Origin of the sequence: Pseudoxanthomonas sp. z9 (assembly GCF_006542425.1) — a bacterium.
Lineage (GTDB): Bacteria > Pseudomonadota > Gammaproteobacteria > Xanthomonadales > Xanthomonadaceae > Pseudoxanthomonas_A.
Map to the genome: position 1 here is coordinate 825,394 of NZ_VFID01000007.1, position 21,592 is coordinate 846,985.

Annotated in this window: 19 protein-coding genes; 9 read left to right on the forward strand and 10 right to left on the reverse strand. The window is 66.1% G+C overall.

Annotated features, from left to right (window positions below; all coding sequences use genetic code 11):
* Positions 1-24: 24 nt before the first annotated feature.
* The 3 genes from FG323_RS10865 to FG323_RS10875 all read right to left on the reverse strand — a co-directional run bounded on the left by FG323_RS10865 (position 25) and on the right by FG323_RS10875 (position 6,125).
* Positions 25-1,593, reverse strand: a complete 1,569-nt coding sequence (locus FG323_RS10865; protein ID WP_141454549.1) for a serine hydrolase — start codon at positions 1,591-1,593, stop codon at positions 25-27.
* A gap of 62 nt (positions 1,594-1,655) precedes the next feature.
* Positions 1,656-4,652: a TonB-dependent receptor gene (locus FG323_RS10870; RefSeq protein ID WP_141454550.1), complete on the reverse strand. Its 2,997-nt coding sequence runs from the start codon at positions 4,650-4,652 to the stop codon at positions 1,656-1,658.
* A 42-nt stretch (positions 4,653-4,694) separates the two neighbouring features.
* Positions 4,695-6,125, reverse strand: a complete 1,431-nt coding sequence (locus tag FG323_RS10875; RefSeq protein WP_141454551.1) for a transglutaminase domain-containing protein — start codon at positions 6,123-6,125, stop codon at positions 4,695-4,697.
* Positions 6,126-6,501: 376 nt separating this feature from the next.
* Between FG323_RS10875 and FG323_RS10880 the strand changes: the two genes are divergently transcribed.
* From FG323_RS10880 to FG323_RS10900, 5 genes are read left to right on the forward strand one after another with little or no spacing between them, the layout of a single operon-like run.
* Entirely contained in the window at positions 6,502-7,896 is a 1,395-nt protein-coding gene (locus tag FG323_RS10880) for an SH3 domain-containing protein (protein ID WP_255470136.1), read from the forward strand.
* Positions 7,897-7,903: 7 nt separating this feature from the next.
* Positions 7,904-9,001, forward strand: coding sequence for a dipeptide epimerase (locus FG323_RS10885; RefSeq protein WP_141454553.1), 1,098 nt, complete (start codon positions 7,904-7,906; stop codon positions 8,999-9,001).
* Positions 9,002-9,042: 41 nt separating this feature from the next.
* Positions 9,043-9,906 (forward strand): MurR/RpiR family transcriptional regulator, encoded by an 864-nt coding sequence (locus FG323_RS10890; RefSeq protein WP_141454554.1) that lies wholly within the window; start codon positions 9,043-9,045, stop codon positions 9,904-9,906.
* Positions 9,907-9,927: 21 nt separating this feature from the next.
* On the forward strand, positions 9,928-10,728 hold the full coding sequence (locus tag FG323_RS10895; protein WP_141454555.1) for a hypothetical protein: 801 nt from the start codon (positions 9,928-9,930) through the stop codon (positions 10,726-10,728).
* Entirely contained in the window at positions 10,725-12,023 is a 1,299-nt protein-coding gene (locus FG323_RS10900; RefSeq protein ID WP_141454556.1) for an APC family permease, read from the forward strand. Before FG323_RS10895 ends, FG323_RS10900 begins: the two co-directional genes overlap by 4 nt.
* Before the next feature lie 31 nt (positions 12,024-12,054).
* Here the strand turns inward: FG323_RS10900 and FG323_RS10905 are convergent, their stop codons facing one another.
* Positions 12,055-12,537, reverse strand: a complete 483-nt coding sequence (locus FG323_RS10905) for a DUF305 domain-containing protein (protein ID WP_220094152.1) — start codon at positions 12,535-12,537, stop codon at positions 12,055-12,057.
* A gap of 291 nt (positions 12,538-12,828) precedes the next feature.
* On the opposite strand from FG323_RS10905, the gene FG323_RS10910 reads away from it, so the two are divergent.
* Positions 12,829-13,416 (forward strand): Ax21 family protein, encoded by a 588-nt coding sequence (locus tag FG323_RS10910; protein ID WP_141454557.1) that lies wholly within the window; start codon positions 12,829-12,831, stop codon positions 13,414-13,416.
* Positions 13,417-13,865: 449 nt separating this feature from the next.
* On the opposite strand, the gene FG323_RS10915 is transcribed toward FG323_RS10910, so the two are convergent.
* From FG323_RS10915 to FG323_RS10935, 5 genes are all read right to left on the reverse strand, one after another.
* Positions 13,866-14,888, reverse strand: a complete 1,023-nt coding sequence (locus FG323_RS10915; protein WP_141454558.1) for an NAD(P)H-dependent glycerol-3-phosphate dehydrogenase — start codon at positions 14,886-14,888, stop codon at positions 13,866-13,868.
* Between the two features lie 52 nt (positions 14,889-14,940).
* A complete protein-coding gene (secB, locus tag FG323_RS10920; RefSeq protein WP_141454559.1) occupies positions 14,941-15,456 on the reverse strand; it encodes a protein-export chaperone SecB in 516 nt (171 codons plus the stop codon).
* 90 nt (positions 15,457-15,546) lie between these two features.
* Positions 15,547-15,981 (reverse strand): rhodanese-like domain-containing protein, encoded by a 435-nt coding sequence (locus tag FG323_RS10925; protein WP_141454560.1) that lies wholly within the window; start codon positions 15,979-15,981, stop codon positions 15,547-15,549.
* Positions 15,982-16,042: 61 nt separating this feature from the next.
* Positions 16,043-16,465, reverse strand: a complete 423-nt coding sequence (locus FG323_RS10930; protein WP_141454561.1) for a hypothetical protein — start codon at positions 16,463-16,465, stop codon at positions 16,043-16,045.
* A 30-nt stretch (positions 16,466-16,495) separates the two neighbouring features.
* Positions 16,496-16,954, reverse strand: coding sequence for a YiiD C-terminal domain-containing protein (locus tag FG323_RS10935; RefSeq protein WP_141454562.1), 459 nt, complete (start codon positions 16,952-16,954; stop codon positions 16,496-16,498).
* Between the two features lie 16 nt (positions 16,955-16,970).
* On the opposite strand from FG323_RS10935, the gene FG323_RS10940 reads away from it, so the two are divergent.
* From FG323_RS10940 to FG323_RS10950, 3 genes are read left to right on the forward strand one after another with little or no spacing between them, the layout of a single operon-like run.
* A complete protein-coding gene (locus tag FG323_RS10940) occupies positions 16,971-17,747 on the forward strand; it encodes a uroporphyrinogen-III synthase (protein WP_141454563.1) in 777 nt (258 codons plus the stop codon).
* Positions 17,748-17,786: 39 nt separating this feature from the next.
* On the forward strand, positions 17,787-18,827 hold the full coding sequence (locus FG323_RS10945) for a uroporphyrinogen-III C-methyltransferase (RefSeq protein WP_255470137.1): 1,041 nt from the start codon (positions 17,787-17,789) through the stop codon (positions 18,825-18,827).
* Entirely contained in the window at positions 18,824-20,086 is a 1,263-nt protein-coding gene (locus tag FG323_RS10950; protein ID WP_141454564.1) for a heme biosynthesis HemY N-terminal domain-containing protein, read from the forward strand. Before FG323_RS10945 ends, FG323_RS10950 begins: the two co-directional genes overlap by 4 nt.
* A gap of 176 nt (positions 20,087-20,262) precedes the next feature.
* Here FG323_RS10950 and FG323_RS10955 read toward each other — a convergent pair whose 3' ends face one another.
* The gene (locus FG323_RS10955; protein ID WP_141454565.1) at positions 20,263-21,543 is read right to left on the reverse strand and encodes an acetyl-CoA C-acetyltransferase; all 1,281 of its coding nucleotides are present in this window, start codon (positions 21,541-21,543) and stop codon (positions 20,263-20,265) included.
* Positions 21,544-21,592 lie beyond the last annotated feature (49 nt).

Genomic DNA, 21,592 nt, shown 5'->3' on the forward strand with positions numbered 1-21,592 from the left:
AACGACTTGCCGACACGCATCATGTCAATCGCATCCGCCGGTCCGCTGGAAATCCAGGTCCGCATAGTCATAGCTGAAATCGGCGTCTGGGTCGACGTGGGACAGGGTCATGCGCGGCAGCGTCCCCGCCGTGGCGGGATGAAACGCCAGCCAGGGCTCGGCGTCGACGCTGTCATCGTCCCAGTCCACCAGCCAGCGATCGCCGACCTTCATCACCCGGCCCGCCAACATCGGCGAACGCGCCGACTGGAATCTCACGCCGTCATCCTTGGCGCACAGCGATACCTCGCCGAACCACGGATCACGGTATCGCCCCGTTCGTTCCGCGAGTTCCGTCCGGGTCGCGGGTCGGCGTGCGGAAGTATCCGGCTTGCGTTTCTGCACCGGCACCGCCGCTTCCTCGCGCGCGATGTCTTCGGCGTAGTGGGCCACCGACACTTTCTGCGCGGGTGCGGTGTAGTGCTTGGTCAGCACTTCGCCTAGCACCGAGCGTGCGTCCTCGCCTTCGCCATTGATCAGGATGACGATGCCGACCTTCTTGTCCGGCAGCAGGATGACCGAGGAATACATGCCGGCCAGCGTGCCGGTGTGCGCTACCTTCCAGACGCCGTCCACATCGGACAGCCGCCAGCCATAGCCGTAGGCGGAGAAACGGCTGTTGTCCCACTCGCGCATCCGCGTGGAAACCGGCATCGGCATGTGCGCCGTCCATACCGCGCGCCGCTGTTCGGCGCTCAGCCAGGCGGGCTGTCGTTCCGGCGACAGCCACATGCCAACCCAGGTCAGCATGTCGTTGAGGCTGCAACGGATGCCGCCGGCGGCCATCGAGGTGATGTCGGGAACGATGGCGCCGTCTTCGCGAATCGGCACATTGCCTGTCGCGTTGCGCATATGCGGCTGGGCAACGTTGCCAACCTTTTCGCGGTTCCACTCGCCGACCTGGCAGCGGGTCATTCCCAGTGGTTCGAAAAGCTCCTTCCGCACCAGAACGTCATAAGGCGCGCCGCCCGCGGCCGCCGCCACCTCGCCAGCGACCACGTACAGCAGGTTGTCGTAGGCATAGTGCGAACGGAAGCTGTGGGTCGGCTTGAGATGTTGCAGCCCGGCGATGATGTCCTGGCGGGTGAAGTCATTGGGCTCCGGCCAGAGCATCAAATCCCCGGCGCCAAGACCCAGGCCGCTGTTGTGGATCAGCAGATCCCGCACCTGCATGTTCCGCGTCACCCACGGATCATGCATGCGGAACTGAGGCAGATATCGGGTGACCGGATCGTCCCATTTCAGCTTTCCCTGATCGACCAGCCGGGCCAGCACGGCAGCGGTCATGGCCTTGGTGTTGGAGGCGATCTTGAAGAGGGTGTCGGGGTTGATGGGCTGCCCAGTGCCCACGGCTAGTTCGCCTTCGGTACGCTGGTAGACGACCTTGCCGTCTTCGATGATGCCGACGGCGATGCCGGGCAATCGATAACGGGTGATGGTTCCCGCAATCGCGGCGTCGACCGGATCGCGATCGATCGCGATCGCAGAAAAAGAAATCCCTGCCAGGAGCAAGCAGGGAAGCAGGGGATTCAGGCGCTTTCTGGTCGTTTGCATCGGGTGGTCCCGTACCACGGAACAGGGCACCCCGGAGGTACTCCGGGGTGCCTGATGGTTGCTCAGAAGTTGTAGGTCACGACCAGTTGCATGTAGCGCGGCGATTGCCAGACCGTACCTTCCCCGAAATATGGCAGCCGCACGCCGGGCTGGCCTTCGTAACGGGAATGCACGTTGACCACTGCCTGATTGTTGAACAGGTTGTACACGGAGAGGCGCGCCTTCAGGTCAACTCCTTCCACGGGGAGCGTCCACGTGACGTTGGCGCCCATGTCCCAGACCCAGGGCATCCGGCCGAACGCGCCACGCTTCGAGTAGACCAGTTCCCGGGTCGCCCAGTCGGAACAGTTCGCCACGCACAACCAGCCCGAACCGCCGCCGCTGAACTCGCCGGGGCCGCCAGCCGCGCGATTGTCGTTCGGCCAGACCACGCCGAATGCGGTGATGGGTCCGCCCGAGCGAGCCGACAATGTCGTGCCGAAGCTCCACATCTCGTTGAGCTTGTAGCTGCCGCGCAACTTGATCTGATGACGGAAGTCGTTGAACAAGACGCCGTTGCGCTCATTGACCGCCGGGTGATCGTAGTACTGGACCAGGTTGGTGTCCGCGTAGCCGGTATCCGAATTCACCGGACCTTCGATGTTGCCTTCCGACTTTGACCATATATAGCTGGCATTGAACGCCCACTTGTCGTCCCACGCGCGATCAAGCTGGAATTCGACGGCCTTGTAGGTGCGACGGGGCTTCTTGTAGCCCATGATCGCGCCGCTGCCGGACGCCCGGTAACCGTCTTTCGAGGAGTCGAATGAGACCCAGTCGTTCGTATCCGGGCACCACAACGTCGTGCGCTCTCCCGGGTTGATGATCGGCCAGTCGCCGGAGTACCACGGGCATCCCTCGACATGGTTGATGCGTGCATCCTCCACCGCACGGGTTACCTTGCGGTACGTCGCGTTGACGCCATACGACCATGCCTCGTTGATGGCCTGCTGGAAGCCCAGAATGAATTCATCCTGGAAGACCTGCTTGATGTCGCGCGCGACCGCGGTGCGGACGTCATCGGGCGCCGGGGCATTGCCTTCGGTATTGACGGGGCCAATCTGCGCGCCGAGATCCGGAACCAGGTAAGGTTCGCCAGTCACCGGATGCACTCTCTGGGTCCAGCCATTGAGCACATAGTAGGTATGCTCATCGGTGGTGCCTCCACCGAAGTAGTCGGTGAGCTTGTTGGTCAGCGGGATGTAATAGCGACCCGCGTTACCAAACACCTTGGTGGTGCCATCGCCCTTCACGTCCCAGCTGAAGCCGACGCGCGGTGCCATCATGTCGGAGAAATCAGCCTTGGCGAAGGTTGCGCCCGATGCGAGCTTGTTGTGGAACTTGTCGAACCGCAGGCCGAGATTCAGCAACAGATTGGGCGTGATGCTCCAGTTGTCCTCGATGTAGAACGCCTGCGCCTCGGTGGTGACCGGGGAACCGGTGATGTAACGGCGCGCATCGATGATGCGATTGACGCCGGCGGGAACCAGGGCACCATTGGGCAACAGACCGCCCGGTGTGGCGGCCTGCGCCTGATAACTCACTCCGTCACCCGGATAGACCACCGAGCTTTCGGAATCCATGATCTCCTGATCCACACCAAAGCGCAGCAGGTGATCGCCCAGTGCCCACTCGAAATCCAGACGCGAAGCTTCACGCTTGTCGTAGCGGCTGCTGATGCTGCTGTTGCTCGGATGGCATCCCTCTGGCGTGGTCACGGGACCAAAAGCGCCGGTGTAGCTGCCGGAACGCGTGACAATGCTGCAGGAGGAATCCAGCGGCGTACCGCTGAGCGCACTGCGCTTGTTCACGCCATACATCGCCTTGGCCGTGAAGTTGTTGCCGAAATGCCCCGTGTAGGTCAGCGACCAGTTGTCGCCGCCCGACCCCGCGGTGCTGCTGCCCGCCCAGGCGCCCCGCTGGCCACTGTCCCAGTTGTAACCATACTTGTTGGTCTCCGAATCGGATTTGTCGGAGAACGCCAGCAGCTCCAGCAGATGATTGTCATTGATCTGCCAGTCGAGCTTGGCACCCCAGAAGTCATTGTCGCTCTTGGTGTACCAGGCCTGGGTCGTATCGATATCCTTCGGCCTGCTGTCGCGGAGCTCGTACATGGCGAAGAAGAACAGCCGATCCTTCACTAGCGGGCCTGACGCCCACACGTTCGTCTTGAAGAACGCGTCCGTGTCGCGGCTGGTACGCTCGCGCTCGTCGATCGTACCGTCGCGATGGAAGTGATCTTCCTTTGAGGACTCCCAGGACGCGGGAGCCAATGTCACCTCCACGCCGGCGTGGAACTCGTTGCTGCCGGATCGGGTGACGGCATTGATGACACCACCGGTGCTGCGACCAAACTCCGCCGAGTAGCCGCCCGTCTTGACCTGGAATTCCTCGTAGAAGTTGAAGGGCACCGACGAGAAGCCCTGGCGGCGATAAGGGTCGGTCACGTTGAGACCGTTGATGTAGACGGCGTTCTCCGCCACCGACGAGCCACCGAAGGAGAGGCCGCCGAAGGTCGCGCCCGAGTTCACCACGCCTGGCGCCAGCAACGCGACCGAACTCAGGCTCTGGTCCACCGGCAGGCGCGCAATTTCATCGCGCCGGATGTTGGTCGCCGATTCCACCGAGCGCACATCCACCCGGTTGACGACACGCGAGCCCACGACCTGTAGCGCGTCGAGGTTAACCAGTCCGCCTTCTCCCCCCAGATTGACGTTGGTGGTGCCGCCAAGGGACACGTTGACCGCGATGGGATTGCCGACGTTCTGACCATCGCGCTTGAGCTGCAGACTGTAATCACCGACCGGCAACTGGCTCAGGCGATAGCTGCCATCGGCGTTCGCGGTTACCGTGCGGGTCAGGCCCGTGGCGGCATTGGTCACCGTGATCTGATCGCCTGCATTGGCACGGCCGGCCACCGCGCCATTGACGTTCTGCGCCATCACCATCGGTGCCATCGACGCGATGCACGTGCCCAGCGCGATACACAGCGCTGCTTTCTTCAAGGTCTTGCCATTCATCCCCGCTCTCTCCTGCTAGGTGTTGAAGTGATCCCGCCCGGTTTAGTAGTCACTGCCCGCGATGGGCAGCATGGTCCATTCGAACTGGTAGTCCCATTGATCGAAATAGAGGTTGCCTCCGCGCCACTCGACCTCGCCGCGCTGCGAATCCACCGTTTCCGAGCGGAAATGCTGCTTGGCCGGGACCAGCGGCTGCGAGAAGTCGTTGTTGAAGCTGATGCGGTAAGCGTCCAGGCCGCCGAAGTAGAAGTCGCGCAGACTCGCGTCGTCGCTCTGCAGCGCGCCGGTGGTGACGTCCATCGGCACCCAGCCATAGGGCGCCAGATACATCCAGCCCCAGTCATGCATGTTGTCGTAGCCGACCTCCTCGTCCGAGTAGGTCCAGCCCGACTGCCAGCGCGCGGGGATGCCGTTGTAGCGCAGCAGCGTCATCAGCAGCAGGGTCTGCTGGCCGCAGTCGGCGTGGTCCGAATGCAGGGCATAGTCGCTGATGTTGGAAATGGTCGAGTATTCGCGCGCGCCACCCCAGGGAATCCGGTCCACCGCGTCGAACAGCTTCCTGGCAATGCGGTACGGATTTTTCTCGTCGCCGACCACCTGCGCGGAGAAGCGCTTGATGTCGTCCGTAAATACAATGTGCGGGCCACGCTCGGCCAGGTACGGCGCGAGTTCCGGCGTCGCGGCGGCCGGCACGACCTTGTCCGGCTCGAGATCGAAATGGCGCGCGTGGATGGTCAGTTCATAGTTGATGGAGAACCGGGTCGGCTCGCCGGCACGCGCGGCCTGCTCGAGGTAGACCGTGCGCTGCGGCGTTCCTTCCGGCGCGATTCGCGATTTCTCCGGCGTGCTGCCGATGAAATGGATGTGTTCCTGCTGCCCCGCAATCGCCTGCGGATAGGGAATCCAGGCGCGCACGGTTTCGCCCGCTGGAACGGCATCCGGTTTCACCACCAGTGATTGGGTAACCCGCAAGCGGCGCGGCGCGATGCTGTTGGCGCCGGTGGCGCGGGCCTGCTCCAGCGCCTCGCGATGATGCGGATGCAGGCGCTCGAACGGACCTTCCGGGAACGGCTTGACCGGCGGCGCGCGACGCGCGGCAACATCCGGATACAGGCGGAACAGGTTCGACACCGAGCGGCTGAAGTAGCGCTTCTCGCCGTCGATGGTGAGCCGCTCGATCCGGTTGGCCTGATCCCAGGCGGCGAATTCCCCCGGCTTCAGATCCGGAATCTGCTTGCGCAGTTGCGCCAGCACGTCCGCTTCGGCAAGCCGGAAATCCAGACGGATCCGGCGCATCCGCTCGCGTTCGTATTGCAGTGCATCACGCTGTTCATCCGCCAGGCCGGGCTGGGCCAGCGCCCGCGCGATGGCCTGTTCCGCCTCGGCGAAACGGCCCGCATCCACCTGGGCGACGATGGCCGGCGGCGCCGGCAGCGGCAGTTCGCCGGCGAAGCTGGACGCGGCGAGGGCCATCAGGAGTAATATCGGCCATGCAGTCGCACGCACGCGCACGGAACGCCCGGCACTCCGGTGCTCCCTTCGAATGGAACGGTTTCGCTGGCCCCCGCTGGCGTCCACGTCGATCACTTGCCCCTCAGCCGACTGGTCACCGTTGTGTAACACGACCGGAGAACCAGGTCAATAATTTATTCTTGAATCTTTCAGAAAAAGAAGTAAATATTCCCCGGAATCGACCCGGTCGTTTGCCGTCCGTGCAACACCAGGCCGTCGCATCCGTTCCGAGGGGAGGCAAATGAAACAAGACACCGGTGGTCCGGCCCGGCGACACGCCGCGCCAACATTCACCTCGCGGGTTGCGCGCCCGGCCTTGGAAATGCGGCGCCGTCGCATGCATGCCCTGCTCCTTTCCGCCCTGCTGGTCCTGCCGGCGGTCGGCGTGGCGGCCCGCGAGCCGGCACCCGCGTTGCCGGTTCCCGCGCACGCCGTCATTGGAGTGGAGGACCGGCACCTGGATCCGCAGTACTGGATCGACAAGCTCGCGCAGCCGGAGCGCGTCGTCCTGGAGCCGCGCGCGATCGCCGCCCAGAACGAGCGCCTGCACGAACTGGATCGCTCGGTCCATGACATCGAGGGGTTACCGGCCCATTTCAGTGCCGACGAGGTGCGCGAATGGGTAGGCAAGCTGTCCAGCGCGCCGACCCGGGCGTTGTACGACGTCAAGGGACAGGCCATCGACAAGGCCACGCTCGACGGCATTGTCGGCAACACGGCATTGGACGCGCTGCCGGCGCAGACCGAGACGCGCTACGCGCTGGTGGTCAAACGCGCCGATCTGCGCACCTTCCCCACCCGACTGCGGGTCTTCCGCGAGCCGGGCGACACCGACATCGACCGGTTCCAGGAAAGCGCGCTCTTTCCCGGTACGCCGGTGATCGTTCTGCACGAGAGCCGCGACCGGCAGTGGTCGTTCGTGATCAGCCCGCTGTATGCGGCCTGGATTGAAAGCGCCTACCTGGCCGAAGGCGAACGCGAACAGGTGTTCGGCTACGCCCATCGCACACCGACGCTGATCGTCACCGGTCCGACCGTGCATACCGTGCATACGCCGGAGCAGCCCGGGGTGTCCGAGTTGCAGTTGGACATGGGCGTGCGCGTCCCGCTGCTGAGCGATTGGCCGGCCGATCAGCCGGTCAATGGCCAGCATCCGTATACCTCCTGGGTCATCCAGCTGCCGGTCCGCGGCACGGACGGCAAACTGGAACTGGTGCCGGCGCTGCTGCCGAAGAACGCCGACGTAGGCACCGAGTACCTGCCGCTCACCCAGGCCAACCTGCTCCAGCAGGGCTTCAAGTTCCTCGGCGAGCGCTACGGCTGGGGCCATTCCTACAACACCCGCGATTGCAGCGGCTTCGTGTCCGAGGTCTATCGCAGCTTCGGGGTGCAACTGCCACGCAACACCAGCGACCAGGGCGTCAGCCCGGCGCTCAACCGCATCGCCTTCACCGACAAGGATGGCCGCGAAGCGCGCATGAAGGTCATCCGCGATCTGCAGGTGGGCGATCTGATCTACATCCCCGGCCACGTGATGATGGTGATTGGCAAGGAAAACGGCCAGACCTACCTCATCCACGACACCACCGGCATCACCTACAAGGATGGCCGCGGCCAGCTGGTCCGCGCCTCGCTCAACGCCGTGTCGGTGACCCCGCTGGAGCCGCTGCTGGCCGGTGGCGACAAGACCTTCATCGATCGCATCTACAGCATCCAGAGAATCCGCCCCTAAGGCCCCCATGAAAATCACCGACATCCAGTTCGGCATGCTGCGCGTGCCGCTGAAAACCGCCTTCAAGACCGCCCTGCGCACGGTCGACACGGTGGAGGACATCGTGGTCATCGTGCGCACCGACACCGGTCAGGTCGGTTACGGCGAGGCGCCGGCCACGGCGGTCATCACCGGCGACACCCATGGTTCGATCATCGAAGCCATCGCGCGTTTCATCAAACCGCGCCTGATCGGCCAGGAAATCGCCAACCTCAATCACATCACCCACCTCATCCAGACCGCGCTGGAGCGCAACACCAGCGCCAAGGCCGCGGTCGAAATCGCGGTCTACGATCTGTTCGGCCAGCTGTATGGCGCGCCGCTCTACAAGATCCTCGGCGGCGGCGATCCGGTAATCACCACGGACATCACCATCAGCGTCGACTACATCGACAAGATGGTGGCCGACTCCATCAATGCGGTGGAACGCGGCTTCGAGTCGCTGAAGATCAAGGTGGGCAAGGACATCGGCCTGGACATCGAGCGGGTCAAGGCGATCTATTCGGCGGTGGAGGGACGCGCGCTGCTGCGCCTGGACGCCAACCAGGGCTGGACCGCCAAGCAGGCGGTGTTCGCCATGCACAATCTGGAAGACGCCGGGGTGGTGCTGGAACTGCTGGAGCAGCCGGTCAAGGCACAGGACATCGACGGCCTGAAGTACGTGACGGATCGCGTGCATACCCCGGTGATGGCCGACGAGAGCGTGTTCGGTCCCACCGAGGTCATCGACCTGATCAAGATGCGCGCGGCCGACATCATCAACATCAAGCTGATGAAGACCGGCGGCATCTCCAACGCCGTGCGCATCGCCGACATCGCCTCGCTGTACGGCGTGGAATGCATGATCGGCTGCATGCTGGAGACCAGCATCAGCGTCGCCGCGGCGGTGCACCTGGCGGTGGCCAAATCGCAGTCCATCACCAAGGTGGATTTGGATGGCCCGTCGCTGTGCCAGTTCAACCCGGTCGAGGGCGGGGTCATCTTCAACGAGTCGGAGATCTCCATCACCGACGCGCCGGGCCTGGGCATCCAGACCATCCATGGCCTGGAACTGATTTCGGTCTGACCCCTGGACCGATCCGACGCAGGATGGGATAAAGAGCGCACATGCCGCCCCTGGTCAAAATCCGATCCGAACGCGACCACATGTCGGCGATCGAGCGCCGCATCGCCGATTTCATTCTCGAGAACGCCCACCTGCTGCGCGACTATTCCTCGCAGCAACTGGCCAGCGCGCTGGGCATCAGCCAGTCCAGCGTGGTGAAGTTCGCGCAGAAGTTCGGCTTCAAGGGCTATCCGGATCTCAAGTTCTCCATCGGCGAGGCCGTGGCCCGCAACGGCGGCGCGCCGCAGCCGCGGCAGGTCGAAGCGCCGGGCGACGCGGAAGACGAGAACAGTGCCTATCGGCGCCTGGAATCCGGCCTGCGGCGTGGCAAGGCCGCCGCCGAGGAAGAAACCCGGCTGCTCAATCCACCGGCCAGCATCGAACACATCGCCGGCCTGATCCATGGCGCGGGCAAGGTGTTCGTCTATGGCCTGGGCGACGACGGCCTGTTCGCGCGCGAGTTCGCGATGCGCCTGTCGCTGCTGGGCGTGCTGACGGTGCACCATGCCGATCCCATCCTGATGATGGCCAACCTGTCGGCAGCCCGTCCCGGCGACGTGCTGCTGGTGTTCTCCGAATTCGGCAAGCTGCCCACGCTCTCGCAGATCAGCCGCCAGTTCCAGGACGCCGAAGGCAAGGTGGTGTCCATCACCCGGCATACGTCGAACCCGCTGCGGGCACATGCCGACACATCACTGGTGGTGTCGGCGCATGATTCCGCGCCGCACGTCGAAGCACTGCTCTATCGCTCCTCGCTGCAGTACCTGCTGGACGTATTGTTCGTCCTGCTGTGCCACAACCACGACGACCGCCATCGGCAGTTGAACATCAATCTGGAAAGGATCCAGCACCTGCTGGATTCCTGATTCCCCGCCCCGGGAGCCGCCATGGCCTCTGCGTTCCGCTTCGCGCTGTCGAACCTCGTGCTGGCCGTCGCCCTGGCGGCCGGCTTTCCCGCCCATGCGGCTTCTTCCCCGGCGGAGCCGCAAACGGCATCGGCCTGGCGGCAGGCGCGGCAACTGATCCTGGTCGTGACGCCGGACTGGAATGCCAGCGGCGGCCGGATGCAGACCTTCGAACGCCTCGGCGAGGACTGGCGGGCCATGGAATCGCCGGTGGCGGTCACCGTCGGCCGCAGCGGCGCCGCCTGGGGACGCGGCCTGCATCCCGCGCAGGCGGACGGCCCGCAGAAACAGGAAGGAGACGGCAGGGCGCCGGCCGGCGTGTTCGCCCTGGGCGAAGCCTTCGGCTACGCCGCCCAGCGCGATACCGGACTGGCCTACGCGCCGATGCGGGCATCGCATTACTGCATCGACGTGCCCGCCTCCCCGCTCTACAACCGGATCGTCGACAGCGAGCGCGTCGGCGCGGCCGCGGTCGAAGGCTCGACCGAACCGATGCGCCGCGACCTGCACGCCGATGGCGATGTCCGCTACAAGGAAGGCTTCGTGATCCAGCATAATCCCGACAACGTCAGCGGCGCCGGCAGTTGCATTTTCGCCCACCTGTGGAAGGCGCCCGGCGAACCCACCGCGGGCTGCACCGCCATGGCCGAACCGATGATGGATCGCCTGCTCGGTTGGCTGGACGACAAACGACACCCGGTATTCGTGCTGCTGCCTGAGGCGGAATACCGGCGTCTGCGTACCGAATGGCAACTGCCGTCCTTCACGGAGGCCGCGCCATGAGCGAAGTACCTCCTTCCAATCCGGGTTTCGTGCGCGCGGTCAGCCGCTGGCAGATCGTCGGCCTGTCCATCAATGACGTCATCGGCAGCGGCATCTACCTGTTGCCCGCGGCGACAGCCGTCCTGCTGGGCCCGGCCAGCGTGTGGGCGGTACTGCTGGCGGGCCTGGCGGTCGCGCTGCTGGTGCTGTGCTACGCGCAGGCGGCCAGCTATTTCGATCAGCCCGGCGGCAGTTACCTGTATGCACGCGAGGCATTCGGGCCGTTCGTCGGCTTCGAGATCGGCTGGATGGTCTGGCTGACCCGCATTGCTTCCGCCGCGGCGCTCAGCAACGGCCTGGCGGATGCGACCGCGCGTTTCTGGGCGCCGGCCGCGTCCGGTGGCGGACGCCTGGCGGTCGTGGTGGGATCGCTGGGCCTGCTGACGCTGATCAACGTCATCGGCGTGAAGTCGGCGGCGCGCACCGGCGTGGCGCTGGTCATCGGCAAGCTGCTGCCGCTGGCGCTGTTCATCGTCATCGGCATGTTCTACGTCGATATCGATCTGCTTCGCAGCGGTGAACTGCCGCCGATTCGCAATCTCGGCGAGGCGGCGTTGCTGTTGCTGTTCGCCTATGCCGGTTTCGAGAACATCCCCGCGGCGGCCGGCGAGTTCAAGAATCCTCGGCGCGATGTACCGTTCGCGCTGCTCACGATGATCGCCACCGTCACCCTGATCTATGCGGCGGTGCAACTGGTCGCGCAGGGCACGCTGGCAGGATTGGCCCTGTCCAAGACTCCGCTGGCGGACGCCGCCGCCAGTTTCAGCGGCGAAGGGCTGGCCCTGATCCTGACCGTCGGCGCGACCATTTCCATCCTCGGCACGAACAGCAACACCATGCTGTTTGGCCCCCGCGTACTGTACTCATTGGCCGAAGACGGCTTCGGCCCGCGCCCGCTCGCCAGCATCCACCCGCGCTTCCACACCCCCGCCGTGGCGATCGTGACCCAGGGCGTGCTCGCACTGGCGCTCGCACTGACGGGCTCATTCGTCCAGTTGGCGCTGCTGTCGGTGGTCGCGCGCCTGTGCGCCTATATCGGCACCACCCTGTCGGTGCTCGTGCTGCAGCGCCGCTACGCCAGTCATCCGGGCGCATTGAAGTTGCCCGGCGGCCCGCTTATTCCGCTCGCTGCACTGATCCTGTCGCTCGGCCTGCTCGCCAGCGCCAATATCGGCAACCTGCTCGCCGCCGCGGTCGCATTGGCGCTCGGTGCGGTGCTGTATCTGTTCCGACGCAAGGTGCCGGCGGTCGCCTGACGCGGTGCCGGCACAAGCCGGGCCGCCGCACTCATTCCAACCGGGATTTCATCTGCGCGATCTCGGCCTCCTGGCCCCGGATGATGCCTTCGCACAGGCGGCGCAGATCCGGCGCGTCCAGTTCCGCCTTCCGGCACATCAGGACGGCGCCGGCATGGTGGGGGATCATCGAGCGCAGGAACTGCTGATCGCCGATCGCCCATTGGCCACGGATACCCAGCCAGCACAATAGCGCGACGGCAAGTGCGGACGCACCGAGCAGGAGGTTGAGCCGGCGATCCGGATACATGCTCCGCATCAGCCACACTTCGATCAGCAACATCGGAGCGGCCATCAAGCCGGCCATGTAGACCTGGTTGAGGTTGTGGAAAACGTTGCCGGGCCGATCGACCATCGCGTACATCAGCAGATACATGATCACGAAGGACAGCGCGATCATCGCCAACAGGCGCCCATAGTGGCCCGATGTCCCATGCTTGCCGTCATGTGCTTTTCCATGCGCGGATGCGGTCATGGCGTATTCCTCGTTTCCTATCCTCGATGTCCGCCACGCTAGGTCGTCATCGGTGTTGGATGCGTGCAGGAAACCAGCACGTGATGAAAGGCCGGGTTCGCGCGTCCACCGGCGTTCTTCCAGCCATCCCTCATGTGCCGAAAGTTCCGTAAATCACCCTGCAATTTATGTACTACTCAGTTTGATATTCAGGGCACATTGAGGGCGCTAACGGATAATTCACATCACCAGCAGCGAACGGATCACCTCCTCAGCGCTGGATACCAACTAAAAAAATAGAGGTTTGAGCGTATGAAGAAGTCCTTGCTTGCCCTGACCCTGCTGGCCGCCCTGCCGTTCGCCGCTTCCGCTGCCGATGGTGTCTCCTACAACTACGTGGAAGGCGGCTACACCAAGACGAACATCGATGGTCCGGATTCCGACGGCTGGGCGCTGAAGGGTTCGGTGGCCATCCACCCGAACTTCCACCTGTTCGCTGACTACAGCCAGCAGGAAGTGGACGACGTGAAGGTCGACTTCGACCAGTGGCGCGTCGGCGTGGGCTACAACCACGAGCTGTCCAAGCGCGTGGATCTGCTGACCCGCGTGGCCTACGAGAAGGTCAAGACCGATCGCTTCACCACCCCGTCCGGCATCCGCGTCCCGGGTTTCAGCGCCGACGGCTACAGCGTCGAAGTCGGCGTGAACAGCGCGCTGACCAACCGTTTGAACGGCTACGCCCTGGCTGGCTACGAAGACGGTGACGACTACGATGGTGACTTCTACGGCCGCCTCGGCGCGCAGGTGAAGTTCACCCCGAACTGGAGCGCCGCGGCCGACGTGAAGATCGTCGACGGTGGTGACACGCAGTGGTTCGTTGGTCCGCGCTTCAGCTGGTAACACAGGAAGCACTACCGCCTCCCGCGACGTGTCTCTCTCTCCCCGCGTCGCGACCCGAAGCCCGGCCACAAGCCGGGCTTCTTTTTTCTGGTCCACGCGGCGCGAATGCCGTTTCTCCGGCCTCGAAGATGGAGATGGCCCGCCATTCGGTGGTTGAGGCGCGGCTACATTTCGCGCCAAGAGCAAATCCCCCTCAGTCCCCCTTCTTCGAGGGGGGAGGCAAAGCGGGTTCTCCTACGCGGTCGAGTCGTTGATAGCCCCCTTGACCAGCCATTCGGCTGTTGAAAGCGAAAAAAGGGGCGGGCACCTGCGCAGCAGGTGACGGGGGATTTGCTCCTGGTAGAAGAGCGAATGCTCCTCAACCACCGAATGGCGGGTCCACTCCCCGGCAACCATAAAAAAGCCCGGCCAATGACCGGGCTTTCTGCATCCTCGATCCGCTCAACGGCTTACTTGAACAGCGTCTCCGGATACTCCGGTTTCTGTTCGCGTGCCAGCAACTGCTGCAGGCCCAGCGTGGGCGTTATCTCGCCGTGCAGCACGGCGCGGACCGCGCTGGAGATCGGCAAATCGATGTCGTGCCGCTCGGCTTGGCGCATCACTTCATCGGCGGCCTGCATCGACTCGACCACCTGGCCGATTTCACGGATCGCTTCCTGGATCGGCTGGCCACGTCCCAGCGCCAGGCCCAACCGCCGGTTGCGCGAGAGATCGCCGGTGGCGGTGAGCACCAGATCGCCCAGTCCGGCCAGGCCCATCAGGGTTTCCGGTTTGCCGCCAATCGCCGCGGCCAGTCGCAGCATTTCGTTGAGACCACGGGTAATCAGGCCGGCGCGCGCATTCAGTCCCAACTGCATGCCATCGGCGACGCCGGTGGCCACGGCCAGCACGTTCTTCATCGCGCCGCCGAGTTCCGCGCCAACCATGTCGTCGCCGGTGTAGGCGCGGAATGCCGGACCGTGCAGCAATTCGGCCATCAGCTGGGCGAAGCCAGCGTCATGGCCGTGCACGGTGACGGCGGTCGGCAGACCGAGCGCGACCTCCTTGGCGAACGACGGCCCGGTGACCACGGCCAGCGGCACGTCCGCGCCCAGGATTTCCTCGGCGACCTCGTGCAGGAAGCGTCCCGAACCGGGCTCGAAGCCCTTGGTGGCCCAGGCGACGCCGGCGCCGGCTGGCCGCAGCGGGGCGACCAGCTTCAACGTTTCGGTGAACGCGTGCGACGGCACCACCACCAGCACCAGTTCGGCGCCATGCATGGCGGTGGCGAGATCGGTGGTGGCACGCAGGCTTTCCGGCAGCGCGATGCCCGGCAGATAGCGCGGGTTCTCGTGCTGCGCGTCGATCGCGGCCGCGACCTTTTCGTCGCGGCCCCACAGCACGACCTGATGGCCGTTGCGGGCCATCAGGGTCGCCAGCGCGGTGCCCCAGGAGCCCGCGCCGAGGACGGCGATCCTCAACGAATCAGCCATGCGTCACCCCCATCGGCGCGGTCCGCGCCACGACGGGATTGTGCCTCATGAATCAGGCGTTGCCCGCCGGTTCGGTGTTGGCCAGCTCGCCTTCGCCGCCCTGCTGCGCGGCGCGCTGGCGCAGGGTTTCGGCGTACAGGGCGTCGAAGTTGATCGGCTGCAGGAAGAACGGCGGGAAGCCACCGGCCTGGACCAGATCGCTGACCAGCTGGCGCACGTACGGGAACAGGATGTTCGGGCACTGGGTGCCGAGCAGCACGTCGACCGCCTGCGGCTCCAGGCCGACCAGGCCGAAGATGCCGGCCTGCTGGACTTCGGCCACGTACGCGGTCTTGTCGCCGGCCTTGCAGGTCAGGGTGACGCCGAGCACGACTTCGAACGCATTCTCGTTCAGGCGCTGCACGCGCTGGTTGAGGTTGAGCTGCAGGTCCGGCTGCACGTTCTCGGTGAAGATGGCGGGCGCACCCGGGACTTCGAACGAAACGTCCTTGACGTAGATCTTCTCGACGGTGAACGCGGCGCCAGCTTCGGCCGGCGCGACGGCGCCGTTGTTGGTTTCTTCGGACATTTCGAAACTCCGGGAATTCGGTTGAACGGAAAGTAAAGAGGGTGATTATGGCATGTCTTGGCGACGCGCCCGCCCGGAATCAAGGGCGGCTCAGCGGCCCTTGACCAGCGGCAGGTCGGCCTGCTGCCACGCGGCGATGCCGCCATCCAGCCAGTACACCTGGGTGAAGCCGGCCTTCTTCAGGCGCTTGGCCGCATCCGCGGACGCCTGCCCGTTGCGGCACACCGTCACCACCGGCAGGGCCTTGGCCGGAGCCAGCAGTTTGCTTTCCGGATCGAACTGGCTGGGCGCGACATTGCGGCTGCCGGCGATATGCCCCTTCTCGAAATCGCCGGTGGCCGACAGATCCACCACCAACGCGTTCTCACGGTTGATGAGACCAGTGAGTTCGGCCGGGCGCAGAGCCTTGTAACCGCGGAACAGGCGGGCAATTTCGGTGTAGATGATCACCAGGGTCAGGCCGACGAGCAGCAGCGACAGGACCGGGCTATGGGCGACGAACGCCTGCAGTTTTTCGAAACTCACGGGAATACGCGGGTCTGGGCAAACCGCGATTGTCGCATAGCGGCGGGCTGCGGCGGGGACGCTACTCGCCTTCCCAGAAGTCCGGCAGACCGCCGACCAGCCACCAGCGCTTGCCCTCGGCGTCCCAGCGCCAGCGCTCGCGATAGCGCACGGTCCGCTCGGCCTGGGTGTGGCGGTTGATCACCCGGACCTCGATCAGCCGCACGACCACCTCGTCCGGCTCCACCAGGCTGGACAGGTCGCGGTAGCCGGACACCTGGATCTGCTCGTAGCGCCGCAACTCGAATTCGCCCATCGGATGCTCCGTGGCGTAGGCGGGCTCGACGAAGGTCCATGCGCCTTCGAAATCACCCCAGCGAATCGCCGCCGCGTAGGCATTCTGGGCCTGCTCCAGCTTGGCCCGCTGCCGCCCGCCCGCGGCCTGCACGCCGAACGTGGCGATCGCCAGCACCACCAGCAGTACCCAGCGCAGGCTTATCGGCATTGGCTCTTCTCCCCCACAGGTGCTTCCATCCTACCGCCTGGCGATGGCGACGAAGCGGCCGCTCAGCGTGGTGGCCGCGCCGCCATCGGGCAGGCTCACCCTCGCCTCGACCTGGATCCGCGCCCGCCCGCGCTGGCGCAGGGTGGCCAGGAAGGTCTCCCAGGACTCATCCGGCGCCAGCCGTGCTTCGGCCTGCAGGTCCGAACGCAGCGGCGCCAGATAGCGGATGCTGCTGTCCGCCACGTACACCTCGGCGGATTCGCCGGCCAGATCCAGGCCGAGCGTGACCCGTCCCCAGCCGGCCACCGTCATCAGCGAAGTCAGGCTGCCGCCGAACGCGGTGCCCTTGTCGTTGACGTTCCGCGCCAGCGGAGCCGTCAGGCGCAATACGCCATCCGCATAGCCGGCAACTTCCACCTGCATGGCGGCCACCGGCGGCATCCCGCGACAATACGCACGCAGGCGATCCAGCGCGGCTTCGGCATTCATCACGGATAATCCGCCCATGGCTTCGGATAAAGACGCAGGATGGTACGTGATCTCGCTGCGGCCGCAGGGCGGGCATGAAGCGCTGCGCCGTGCGGCGGCACGGCGTGGTGCCGGGCTGCTGGCGTTGTCGCCGTGGCGGATCGTCGTGCGCGGGGACGAAGCCGCGCGCGCCGCGCTGGCGCGCGCCCTGCAAGGCGACCTCGTGCTGTTCACCAGCCCGGCGGCCGTTGCCGCCGCAGCGCGCCTGCAGCCTCTGCAGGCCGCGCCGGGACAGACATGGCTCGCCGTGGGCAGTGGCACCACGCACGCGCTGCATCGCCTGGGCATCGCCCGGGTATCGGCGCCCACGCGGATGGACAGCGAAGGCCTGCTGGCCCTGCCCGAACTGCAGGCGATCGCGGGCAAGCGGATCGGTTTCGTGACCGCGCCGGCCGGCCGCAACCTGCTGGCGCCCGGCCTGGTGGCGCGCGGTGCCCGCCTGGAACGCGCCGACGTTTATGAACGAAAGGACGTGGCCGTGTCGGCGCGCAGCCTGCGGGCGCTGGAACAACTGCGCGCGCCGGCCTGCGTGTTGATCAGCAGCGGCGGCGCGCTCGAACGGCTGGTGGCGCAACTGCCGTCGACCGTACTTGAAACGCTGCGGCGCCTGCCGGCGATCGCCGCCAGCGGACGACTCGCGGCGCAGGCATCGCAAACCGGTTTCGCGCGCGTGCTGCAAGCCGCCGGCCCCCGCAACGCGCACATGCTCGATGCCGCGGAAACCGCCCTGTCGCGGCCCGATCCGCTAGCATGAGCCCACGACGCCCGCCAGAACGACAACAAGGACGGTCGAGTGAACGACGAAAACCCCTCCCCTTCTCCTTCCCGCAGTCGCGGCGGCCGCGGCGCCATCATCTGGCTGCTGGCGCTGATCGCATTGGCCGCCGTCGCCGCGCTTGGCTGGCGCGGCTGGAAGGAGCGCGACGCGCAGGCACAGGCGCAGGCGGCCGATGCCGCGCAGCGCCTGGGCGCCATCGAACAGCGGCTGGACTCGGTACGTCGCGATCAACGGACCCTGACCCAACGTGTCCAGGACGCGGCCGCGACCAACCGCGTGTTGCGCGACGAAGTGCTGGGCCTGGGCCAGCGCGGCGCCCTGCTTGAGGAAAGCGTCGCCAAGCTGTCCGACCCGAGTCGCCACGGCGCGCAGGCGCTGCGCCTGGATGAAGTGGAAATGCTGCTGTCGCTGGCCGGACAGCGGCTGAGCGTGGCCGATGACCGCGACGGTGCCCGCCGCGCCTATGCGCTGGCCGCCGGCGCGCTGGAAGGCATCGACGATCATCGTCTGCTCAATCTGAAGCAGACCCTCGCGCAGGAGCGCCAGGCGCTGGATGCGCAGGGCGCGGGACCGCGTGCGCGCCTGAGCCAGCAGTTGGACGCCTTCGCCGCGGGACTGGCGGGCCTGCCGCAACGCGCGACGGCTTCGACGGCGGCGACCGGGCAACGCCGCTGGCAGCGCTGGCTGGCGCCGTTGGTGGACGTGCGGCCGAGCCGCCAGGCGGCATTCGTCGCACCCTCCGATCGCAATGCCGGCGAAGCCGCGCTGCGCATCGAGATCAGCCTGGCGCACGCCGCGCTGGAACGTGGCGACGCGGCGGGCTTCCAGGCCTCGCTGAACCGCATCGATCAATGGATCACCCGGTTGTGGCCGGATTCACCGGCGCTGCGTCAGGGTCGGCAGCAGTTGGCGACGATGCGCCGGTTGCCGCTGCGCGGCGACACGCCGCTGCTGGGCAGCACGCTGGAACAGCTGCGCAGCCTGCGATCCGCGGGTTTCACCGCGCCATCTCCCGCTGCCGCGGCGACCCGACTGGAGGAGGAGACCGCGCCATGAAGGTGTTCCGTACCACCATCATCCTGCTGGTCCTGCTGGCCATCGGCGTGTTCGCCGCGCAATGGCTGGCGCAGGAACACACCCGCGATTTCGGCCGGGTATTCGTGGAGTTCGGCGGCAACGACTGGGAAACCGACGTGCCGCGCGCACTGCTGTCGCTGCTGCTGGTGGCCGGTGTCGTCTGGCTGCTGCTAAAACTGCTGACCCTGCCGTTCCGCGCCTGGGCGCGACACCGCCGGAAGCAGGCGCGCGCGCGCCTGATCGAAGGCCTGGACAACCTGCATGGCGGCCACTGGAGCCGCGCGGAAAAGATGCTGGAACGCGCCGCCGAGGATGACGAAGTGGGTGCGATCGCGCGGATCGCCGCGGTGCGCGCGGCCGATGCCCGCGAGGACGAGGCCGCCGCCCGCCGTCATCTGGAAGCGCTCGCGCAGCGCAGCGCGGCGGCCCATGCGCTGACCACCGCCGATCGCGCACTGGCGCGCCAATCCCCGATCGAAGCACTGACCGCGCTGGAATCCCCCGCCGCGCAGCCGCTGCCGCCGCGCGGACTGTCGCTGCGTGCGCAGGCGCTCGCCCAGCTCAACCGCAGCGGTGAAGCCTATGGCCTGCTGGGCGCGATGAAGCAGCAGCAGTCGCTGTCGGGCGGCCGGCTCGATGCGCTGGAAAAGGAGCTGGCGGCCCGCGCGGTGCGCGAGGCCGGCGACGCCAACGTGCTGGCGGAACGCTGGGAAACCCTGCCCAAGCCGCTGCGCAACGATCCCGCGGTGGTCGCCGCCTATGCCGAGCGCGCCGCCGCGATGCGCTGGGAAGATGCGGCCATCCGCAGCCTGGAGTCGGCCATCGACGCGCGTTGGGACGAGCCCCTGGTCGCGCTGTATGGACGCCTGCCGGTCGGCAAGGCCGATTCGCGCCGGGCCAGCGCGCAGCGCTGGCTGCAGGCACACCCGGCCAGCCCGGCGCTGCTGGTCACGCTGGCGCGGCTTGCCCGCCAGCAGGGACAGTGGCCGCAGGCGCAGGAGTTCCTGCACCGCGCGCTGGCGCAGGGAGCCGGCGCGGATGCCTGGGAGGAACTGGGCGAAGGTTTCACCGTCGTGGGCGACGAAGCCAGCGCGCGGCGCAGTTTCGCGAACGCGTTGCGTGCGCTGCGCGGCGAACCAGCGATCGAATTGCCGGGGCGCGACATGAAGCAGAAGATTTTCGATGCGGCGGTGGTCGAGGAACGCGACGAACACGGCCTGCCGCGCCTGCGCGGCTGACACACCGCGCATCCCGCATACAAACGGTAGAAGCGGCCTCCGGCCGCGAACCTCTCCGCGAACCTCTCACGGGCTCTTCTCGCAAGATCCTTCGCGGAATCTGTCGCAAATCAACTACACGCCCACCGGCAAAGCCCGCGCCGGGACGGCGCTCATGCCGAAGGCGCGTACGCGAATCAGCGCTCGATGATCGCGACCACGCCCATGCCGCCGGCGGTGCAGATCGATACCAGGCAGCGGCCGCCACCACGCTGCTTCAGTTCCTTGGCGGCGGTGGCGACGATGCGCGCACCGGTCGCGGCGAACGGATGGCCGGTGGCGAGCGAGGAGCCGTTCGGATTCATCTTTTCCGGGTCTATCCGGCCCAGCGGCGCGTCCAGGCCCAACCGGTTGCGGCAGTACTCCTCGCTCTCCCACGCGCGCAGCGTGCACAGCACCTGCGCGGCGAAGGCTTCGTGGATTTCATAGAAATCGAAATCCTGCAGCGTCAGCCCGTGGCGCTTGAGCATTTCCGGCACCGCGACGGTCGGCGCCATTAGCAGGCCCTCGCCATGCACGAAGTCGACCGCCGCCACCTGCGCGTCACGCAGGTAGGCCAGCGGTTCGTGTCCGTGCGTGCGCGCCCATTCCTCGCTCGCCAGCAACACGGCGGCGGCGCCGTCGGTCAACGGCGTGGAATTGGCCGCGGTCAGGGTGCCGCGTCCGGACGTCTTGTCGAACGCCGGCTTGAGCGTGGCGAGTTTTTCCAGCGAGGTGTCCGGCCGCAGGATGTTGTCGCGCTCCAGGCCGCGGAACGGCGCGATCAGATCGCTGAAGAAACCGCGCTCGTACGCCGCCGCCAGCTTCTTGTGCGAGGCCACCGCCAGCTCGTCCTGCGAATCGCGGGAAATGTTCCATTCCTTCGCCATGTCCTCGCAGTGATCGCCCATGCTCTTGCCGGTGCGCGGCTCGGCCACGCCGGGGAACTCGGGCTTGAGCTCGCTGAACTTGAAGCCCTTCACCAGCGTCTTGATCTTGTCCTGCGTGGTCTTGGCGCGATTGGCGGCGAGGATGCGCGCGCGCAGCTTCCTGCCGTAGACAATCGGCACGTCGGAGGTGGTGTCCGAACCGCCGCCGATGCCCGATTCGATCTGGCCCAGCGAAATCTTGTTGGCAACGGTGATGATGCTGTCGAGGCTGGTACCGCAAGCGCGCTGCAGGGTGATGCCCGGCGTCAGCGGCGAAAGCCCGGAGGACAGCGTGGCTTCACGGCCCAGGTTCCAGTCGCTGGAATGCTTGATCACCGCGCCCATCGCGACTTCGCCAAGCTGCTGGCCGTGCAGGCCGAAGCGTTCGACCAGCGCGCCGAGCGTGCGCACCGACATCCCCAGGTTCCCGACATCCGCGTAGGCGGTGTTCTGCCGGCAGAACGGAATGCGGACGCCGCCGAGGATGGCGACGGGACGGGCGGCTGGCATGGAGGACCTCATCACGGTGCGGTGGTTCGGACGCCGCGGCGGCGGCAGG

What these genes read in the sequence shown, in the direction of transcription:
- FG323_RS10865 (WP_141454549.1), bottom strand. Translation starts at nt 1,593, where the DNA reads ATGCAAACGACCAGAAAGCGCCTGAATCCCCTGCTTCCCTGCTTGCTC.
- FG323_RS10870 (WP_141454550.1), bottom strand. Translation starts at nt 4,652, where the DNA reads ATGAATGGCAAGACCTTGAAGAAAGCAGCGCTGTGTATCGCGCTGGGC.
- FG323_RS10875 (WP_141454551.1), bottom strand. Translation starts at nt 6,125, where the DNA reads ATGGCCCTCGCCGCGTCCAGCTTCGCCGGCGAACTGCCGCTGCCGGCG.
- FG323_RS10880 (WP_255470136.1), top strand. Translation starts at nt 6,502, where the DNA reads ATGCATGCCCTGCTCCTTTCCGCCCTGCTGGTCCTGCCGGCGGTCGGC.
- FG323_RS10885 (WP_141454553.1), top strand. Translation starts at nt 7,904, where the DNA reads ATGAAAATCACCGACATCCAGTTCGGCATGCTGCGCGTGCCGCTGAAA.
- FG323_RS10890 (WP_141454554.1), top strand. Translation starts at nt 9,043, where the DNA reads ATGCCGCCCCTGGTCAAAATCCGATCCGAACGCGACCACATGTCGGCG.
- FG323_RS10895 (WP_141454555.1), top strand. Translation starts at nt 9,928, where the DNA reads ATGGCCTCTGCGTTCCGCTTCGCGCTGTCGAACCTCGTGCTGGCCGTC.
- FG323_RS10900 (WP_141454556.1), top strand. Translation starts at nt 10,725, where the DNA reads ATGAGCGAAGTACCTCCTTCCAATCCGGGTTTCGTGCGCGCGGTCAGC.
- FG323_RS10905 (WP_220094152.1), bottom strand. Translation starts at nt 12,537, where the DNA reads ATGACCGCATCCGCGCATGGAAAAGCACATGACGGCAAGCATGGGACA.
- FG323_RS10910 (WP_141454557.1), top strand. Translation starts at nt 12,829, where the DNA reads ATGAAGAAGTCCTTGCTTGCCCTGACCCTGCTGGCCGCCCTGCCGTTC.
- FG323_RS10915 (WP_141454558.1), bottom strand. Translation starts at nt 14,888, where the DNA reads ATGGCTGATTCGTTGAGGATCGCCGTCCTCGGCGCGGGCTCCTGGGGC.
- secB (WP_141454559.1), bottom strand. Translation starts at nt 15,456, where the DNA reads ATGTCCGAAGAAACCAACAACGGCGCCGTCGCGCCGGCCGAAGCTGGC.
- FG323_RS10930 (WP_141454561.1), bottom strand. Translation starts at nt 16,465, where the DNA reads ATGCCGATAAGCCTGCGCTGGGTACTGCTGGTGGTGCTGGCGATCGCC.
- FG323_RS10935 (WP_141454562.1), bottom strand. Translation starts at nt 16,954, where the DNA reads ATGAATGCCGAAGCCGCGCTGGATCGCCTGCGTGCGTATTGTCGCGGG.
- FG323_RS10940 (WP_141454563.1), top strand. Translation starts at nt 16,971, where the DNA reads ATGGCTTCGGATAAAGACGCAGGATGGTACGTGATCTCGCTGCGGCCG.
- FG323_RS10950 (WP_141454564.1), top strand. Translation starts at nt 18,824, where the DNA reads ATGAAGGTGTTCCGTACCACCATCATCCTGCTGGTCCTGCTGGCCATC.
- FG323_RS10955 (WP_141454565.1), bottom strand. Translation starts at nt 21,543, where the DNA reads ATGCCAGCCGCCCGTCCCGTCGCCATCCTCGGCGGCGTCCGCATTCCG.